This window comes from Psychromonas marina (assembly GCF_030161115.1).
Classification (GTDB): domain Bacteria; phylum Pseudomonadota; class Gammaproteobacteria; order Enterobacterales; family Psychromonadaceae; genus Psychromonas; species Psychromonas marina.
The window spans coordinates 1-6375 of the sequence record NZ_BSPQ01000022.1 but is presented as its reverse complement, the minus strand read 5'-3'; the positions used below and the strand labels follow the sequence as shown (position 1 = coordinate 6375).

Sequence of the window (6375 nt, the reverse complement as noted above, 5' to 3'; positions counted from 1 at the left end):
TTGATTAAATTGTTAAAGAGCGTGCCTTTCGGCGAGGTGCGTATAATACGCTACCTGTGAACCTTGTCAATACCTTATTTTAACTAAGATTTTCGACTCAAACTCTAGGAGCTTGTTGGTTCCGACTAGGTTAGTGGCTTGCGCCTCAGTCCTTGTCTGTGCGGCGTATTATAGGGAGTTCAATCATATTCGCAAGGGTTTATTGACTATAAAAATTCGTTCGCTCACTAAACAAACAAAAAGATGTTTTTATCTCCTATAAAGGCGATTTAACTTCTATTTATAACCCAATTTCGAGTTTAGTTAGTGATTTGTCCTCTTTAAAAAGGATCAAAAGATTAAGTGATTACCCATAATCAAAAAGTTAATGAGTAGAAAAGTTCCAGTATGATTAAATATCACCACAACCTAGTTCTAATAGTGCTGCATTTCCGCCTACTGCAGTGATATTAATTGTACGAGTTTTCTCTGTGATAAAACGTAAAATGAAATACTTATCTATTATGCTATTTAATGAATTGAGCTCTGTTTCTAAAATTAGCTGTGTCAGCAATCCTTTCTTCTCTGCTAGTAGCCTATTTAATTGTATAGATTCACTAAGTTGACCTACATAAACAAGCCCCGCTATCGACGGATCACTGATCAAGGTATTTTTTATTTCAATCGGTGATACTTGTACGACACTTTCTGGTATACCGGCATTAATAAGAGTGGACTTAATTTGATTAGCATTTTCACACTTTCCATTTGGTAAGGTTAGAATAATGCAATTACCTGCCAACAATGAAGTAGATGCTATTGCGGCTATCGCACTAAGCGGAGCATCTTCGCTACAATGAATAACAAAAACACCACGGCCAGATGTATATAACTCATTACTCTCGCCTGTTGGACCTGGCATTACTTTTTCATTTTCAATTAACGCTAAGCCATTTTTTATTTGATATTTAACCAACTTGCTTGCTGCTGGTCCTAACGTAGACAATTGTTCAATATCATCCGCCCAATTAAGCAATACCTCTGTACGTGCACTGCAACTTACCTTATTCCAACTGTTCCAGTTTGTGTGTGCATGCGCAATAATATTATCGACTTGTTCACTCATCAGTTATCTCCTAATCAATAATTAGCAAGCGGAAGAAGGGTTAACAAAAACTTGTTTACTAAAATGTATTAGGTAATGCGGTCCACCTGCTTTCGGCCCTGTACCTGACAATCCTTGTCCACCAAAAGGCTGGACGCCTACAACAGCGCCAACTTGATCACGATTTATATAACAATTACCTACACGGCTACATTTTTCAATTTCACTGTACACTGCTTCATTCCGACTATGGATCCCCATCGTTAGACCAAAACCAGTATTATTAATTTGTGCGACAACATCATCTATTTTTCCTGCTTTATAGCGAATTACATGCAAAATTGGCCCGAACTGTTCATTTTTTAATTGTGACAAATTACTTATCTCAATAGCTGTTGGTGGAACAAAATCACCAAACTCACAACTATCATCTAAAGGTAACTGTGCAATTAGTTTGTTCTTTTTAATCATTTCATCGATATGTGCCGATAACTTATATTTAGCTTTTTTATCAATAACAGGACCAACATCCGTACTATGTAGATAGGGCAAACCAATTCGTAGTTCTTGCATTGCCCCCTTGATCAGTTCAATGACTCTATCAGCAATATCTTGCTGAACAAACAATACCCGCAGCGCAGAACAACGCTGTCCAGCTGAAGCAAATGCAGAACGTAAAACATCACGCACTACCTGCTCAGGTAAAGCAGTACTATCAACAATCATGGCATTTTGCCCACCAGTTTCTGCAATAAGCGTTGCAGGTTTACAATCTCTTTGCGCTAATGAGCGATTAATGGATTGCGCTGTTTCTGTTGAACCAGTAAAAACAACGCCTGTAATGCGTATATCAGTTGTTAAAATACTACCAACGTCAACTCCCGTACCCGGTAATAGATGGATTGCTTGAACAGGAATACCTGATTCAAGTATTAATTCCATTGCACGCGAAGCAATTAATGATGTTTGCTCTGCAGGCTTAGCTAATACTGTATTGCCACTAACTAAAGCTGCTGATATTTGACCTAAAAATATTGCTAGTGGAAAGTTCCATGGGCTAATGCAAACAAAAACCCCCTTTCCCTGACGTTTAATCTGTCGAGTAATATCATCGAAACCAGTGGTAGCCTGTCCAGGTTTAAATATTTCTTGCGCCTGACTTGCATAGTATCGACAGAAGTCCACCGCTTCGCGCACTTCATCAATACTGTCATGAATTGTTTTACCTGCTTCTTTATGGCATAAAGCAATTAGCTCAGGCATATTTTGCTCTAGAAGGTCAGCTAGTTTATTTAAATATGTTGCACGCTCTAAAACTGTTTTATCTGACCATGTAGGCTGATATTCATAAGCACTAGCCGTTGCAGCTTCAATCTGTTTTTTATTACAAAATAACACCGAACCTATCTCTATATTACGATCATAAGGGGCTGTCATTTTGTATCTGTTTTTGTCATCTATAACATCATCTCCATAGATCTTCACCCCATTAACAATCGCGCCACCTTTCCAAATGATCCCCATATATTTATCAATAGATGCTTGAAGCGGTATTGCTTCACTTTTTATATCTATATTTACGCTATAAGAATTTTTTCGTTCTGAAAAAATAGCAGGGGGCAGAGAAATTAAACCATTATGTAAACTAGGCCTACTCAGAAGCGTTTCAACGGGATGTTCGACGAGTGTTGCCAGTGGACAATTTGCATCAACCAGACGATGTACAAAGGAGCTATTAGCACCATTTTCTAATAAACGACGTACTAAATAGGGTAATAAATCCTTATGGCTACCCACGGGAGCATAGATACGTACATTACTAGAAAATAGGTCAACGGCATGTTTATATAAAGCATCTCCCATGCCATGCAAGCGCTGGAATTCGTAACTTTGATGTGTCGCCATAGCAGCAATTGACGCGATAGTATGCGCATTATGGCTAGCAAATTGCGGGTAAATAATACCTTTAATATGAGGTTGTAATAGAAAACGCACACAAGCTAGATAGGAAACATCTGTTCCCTCTTTACGAGTAAAAACAGGGTAAGCAGCATAACCATTTTGTTGTGACAACTTTATTTCACTATCCCAATAAGCGCCCTTCACTAACCGTAATGGAATACAATCTCCTTGATTCTTTGCTAAAGCAGCTAGCCAAGTCAGCACCGATAGTGCACGTTTAGAGTATGCTTGGACAACAATACCTAATTTCCCCCAGCCACGGTTAATATCACTGCAATAAAGCTTTTCAAATAAAAGAAGTGAAAGTTCTAAACGATCGCTCTCTTCAGCATCTATCGTCAAACTAACCTCTAACTCTCTTGCGCGTTTAATTAACGTTAAAAACGAATCGTACATTTCGGATAATACGCGATCCTGATTGGACACTTCATAACGAGGGTGTAATGCAGATAATTTAATAGAAACACTTGCTGCCATTTTAATTTTATTGCTTATATTCTGAGCTGCACCAACAGATTCAATAGCAGACATATATGATTCAAAGTATTTTTTTGCATCTGCACTGGTTAACGCCGATTCTCCAAGCATGTCATAGGAATAACCATAACCCTGATTAGTGAAAGATTTACCATTTTTTTGAGCTTCAAAGATATTACGTCCTAAGACAAATTGATGGCCCATTATTTTCATTGCTTGATGCATTGCTTTTCGAATTATGGGCTCGCTAAGCTTATTAACTAGTCGGTTGATAACACTCGATGATTTTTGTTTTTTAACACTATCAATATTGATCACTTTACCAGTAAGTAATAATCCCCATGTAGATGCATTAACAAAAGTTGAATCTGAATTTTTTAGATGAGATTGCCAGTCTGCAACACTTAACTTATCGCGAATTAATGCATCTGCAGTCTCTTTATCAGGAATACGCATCAATGCCTCAGCAAGACACATTAAAAGAATCCCCTCTTTAGTGTCTAAGCTATATTCAAGTAAAAGTGCATCTATCATTTGAATAGCCTGCTTATCTGCTCGCACTCTATTAATAAGCTCAGAAGCATTATTGCTAATTATTGTATTTTCTTTGTTCGATGCAGAGGCCAAAGGTAATAACTGTTTCAACCAATAATCCTCATTGACCATATATAGTGGAGATATAAATGACCAAAGTTCGGCTAGAGGACGATTAATAAATGATTCTTGAAGTGTGTCTAATGCTATAAATTTAGTCATATTCGTCCTCAAACAATTTATAAAACAACATCTGTCAGGCAGGAAATATTAGGAATGCATTAAAAAAGAATTAAAAATAGAAATATAATTAAATACTGTATTAAGAGAGCCTTTATAAAGTACGATAAAAACGTGTAATTTCCACCCCAAAAGCAATTTAAAACTTATCTTTGCGGTAAATATCTAGTTTTATAAAGATATACACGAAAAACGAAAAAATGAGATACAACTGGGGGTAGGTCTTTAGGCCGTCAATTGGGCGAAATCTTATATGAATTTTCTATTTAGGAATATTATTGATACACGGAGGCGCTAGCAGATGGCTGGACAGTGTTCGTAAACCATCGCTTCGTGATCTTCGCTATACGCAATGGTTACTTTTAATCGAAATGCATTTCAAAAATGATTATTAATCATTTTTTTGTTCAATTTATACCAATTCCATTAATTAATTGGTCAGATTAGTCCACGATCTTGAACATAATGAAATAACTCTATTGATGTCACTTCTGAAATGATTCCAAGCATTAGCGCATTTTTCTACAATATCGTCATAATCTCTGAAAACGCGATTAGCAATTTCATTTTGTCGCATCCATGACCAGACTTGTTCAATTGGATTTAATTCTGGAGAGTATGGCGGGATGTGGATAATACTTAAATTGGGGAATGCGTCGCCTAAGTATTCTTGATGCCAGCTCGCACCATCCATTATCACTACAGCATGCCGGCCAGCCTCAGTTGCGTTTGCAATGAGTGCTAGATGTTCTTTCATTATTTCCATATTACTAAACGGTGCAATAATGGCTTCTGTTTTACCATTGGTCGGGCAAACAGCACCAAACAGGTAGGCATAAGTGTATTGTTGTTGCTGAACGACACGTGGTCTCGTGCCTTTTTCAGCCCATATTTTAGTGGTTGTATTCTGTTGCCCGAACCGAGCCTCATCTTGAAACCAGATATCCACACGATCTAAAGCCACATGACCAGGGATCTTAAGGATCGTTTTTATTTGGAATTTTTTTAAAACTTTCCTGTGCGTCAATTGATTGTTTAGGATGCTTTGAGCGCATCGTGATCCAACTAAGATTTAGTTCGTGTAGCAGGTTGTAAATATTGGATTTTTTATACTCTATGCCAAACTCTGTCAAAACATAACACTGGACATCTTTCCCTTGTAGCCTGCCACCATCAGCCTTTACAGCTGATGAAACAACAAATTCTTTTAGTTGAGAGAGCTGTTCTACGCTTAACCCCTTTGGACGATCTGTATGCTTTTTCTCTTTTAGCCCTGAAATCCCGTGTATTAAATAGGTTTGTATCCAGCTATTAACACTCGTTCGGCTTACTTTTAAGTATTCAGATATTTGAGTTCTATTTTTACCATCGAGGAAGTGAGAAACCGCTAATAAGCGAAGCTTTAGTCTCGCATCTGATGTTGAGCTAATGATTTTAGATAATTCTTGAGTCATATTCAGCACCTTTAAATTGTACCTTATTAGATCACAAAATTAATGGAATTGGTATAAACAATCAGGTACAGCTGTAGGTCGGTCTTTAGGCCGTCAATTGGGCGAAGCCCGATATGTATTTTCTCTTTGGGAATTTATTGATACGCAGAGATGCTTGGCGATGGGTGAACATTGCTCATAAACCTGTGCTGTCGCACAATTCGCCCTACTATCCCATGATTTGATACTACCTACGGCAGACTGTCCACCTTCCCCATGCGAGAGTAGGCCCCATTTATCAAGTGGCTAAAACGAAAAAATCCCTGCTGACGTGAGTCAACAGGGATTGTTCGTATTAGGCGCTTGGCGATGACCTACTCTCACATGGGGAGACCCCACACTACCATCGGCGCAACTGCGTTTCACTACTGAGTTCGGAAAGGGATCAGGTGGGACCACAGCGCTATTGTCGCCAAGCTAAAAAGTTAATTAGAAAAGCTGTTATTGTTCTTTGAATTCGTTCGTTCAATCAGGCTTGTATTAGTAAAATACGTTACGCAAGCGCATATATTTTAATGTCTTCTTTGACAAGTCTTGGTAAACACTACAAAACTCTTAGAGTTTGTATGGTTAAGCCTCACGGGT

General features: G+C 38.0%; 3 protein-coding genes and 1 rRNA gene. All 4 read right to left on the bottom strand.

The window, feature by feature from the left end:
* Positions 1 to 391: 391 nt before the first annotated feature.
* The 4 genes from QQK09_RS17825 to rrf all read right to left on the bottom strand — a co-directional run bounded on the left by QQK09_RS17825 (position 392) and on the right by rrf (position 6207).
* Entirely contained in the window at positions 392 to 1105 is a 714-nt protein-coding gene (locus QQK09_RS17825; protein WP_284205534.1) for a hypothetical protein, read from the bottom strand.
* A gap of 21 nt (positions 1106 to 1126) precedes the next feature.
* The gene (gene putA / locus QQK09_RS17820; RefSeq protein WP_284205533.1) at positions 1127 to 4279 is read right to left on the bottom strand and encodes a bifunctional proline dehydrogenase/L-glutamate gamma-semialdehyde dehydrogenase PutA; all 3153 of its coding nucleotides are present in this window, start codon (positions 4277 to 4279) and stop codon (positions 1127 to 1129) included.
* A 448-nt stretch (positions 4280 to 4727) separates the two neighbouring features.
* Positions 4728 to 5751, bottom strand: a protein-coding gene (locus tag QQK09_RS17815) for an IS630 family transposase (RefSeq protein WP_284205532.1) whose coding sequence is annotated in 2 segments (ribosomal slippage) — positions 4728 to 5298 and positions 5297 to 5751 — 1026 coding nt in all. Because the reading frame shifts where the segments join, the coding sequence is not laid out codon by codon here.
* Between the two features lie 340 nt (positions 5752 to 6091).
* A 5S ribosomal RNA gene (gene rrf, locus QQK09_RS17810) occupies positions 6092 to 6207 on the bottom strand.
* Positions 6208 to 6375: the final 168 nt, after the last annotated feature.

Excerpts from the sequence above, each read along its gene's own strand:
- putA (WP_284205533.1), bottom strand. The coding sequence starts at position 4,279 with ATGACTAAATTTATAGCATTAGACACACTTCAAGAATCATTTATTAAT.
- QQK09_RS17825 (WP_284205534.1), bottom strand. The coding sequence starts at position 1,105 with ATGAGTGAACAAGTCGATAATATTATTGCGCATGCACACACAAACTGG.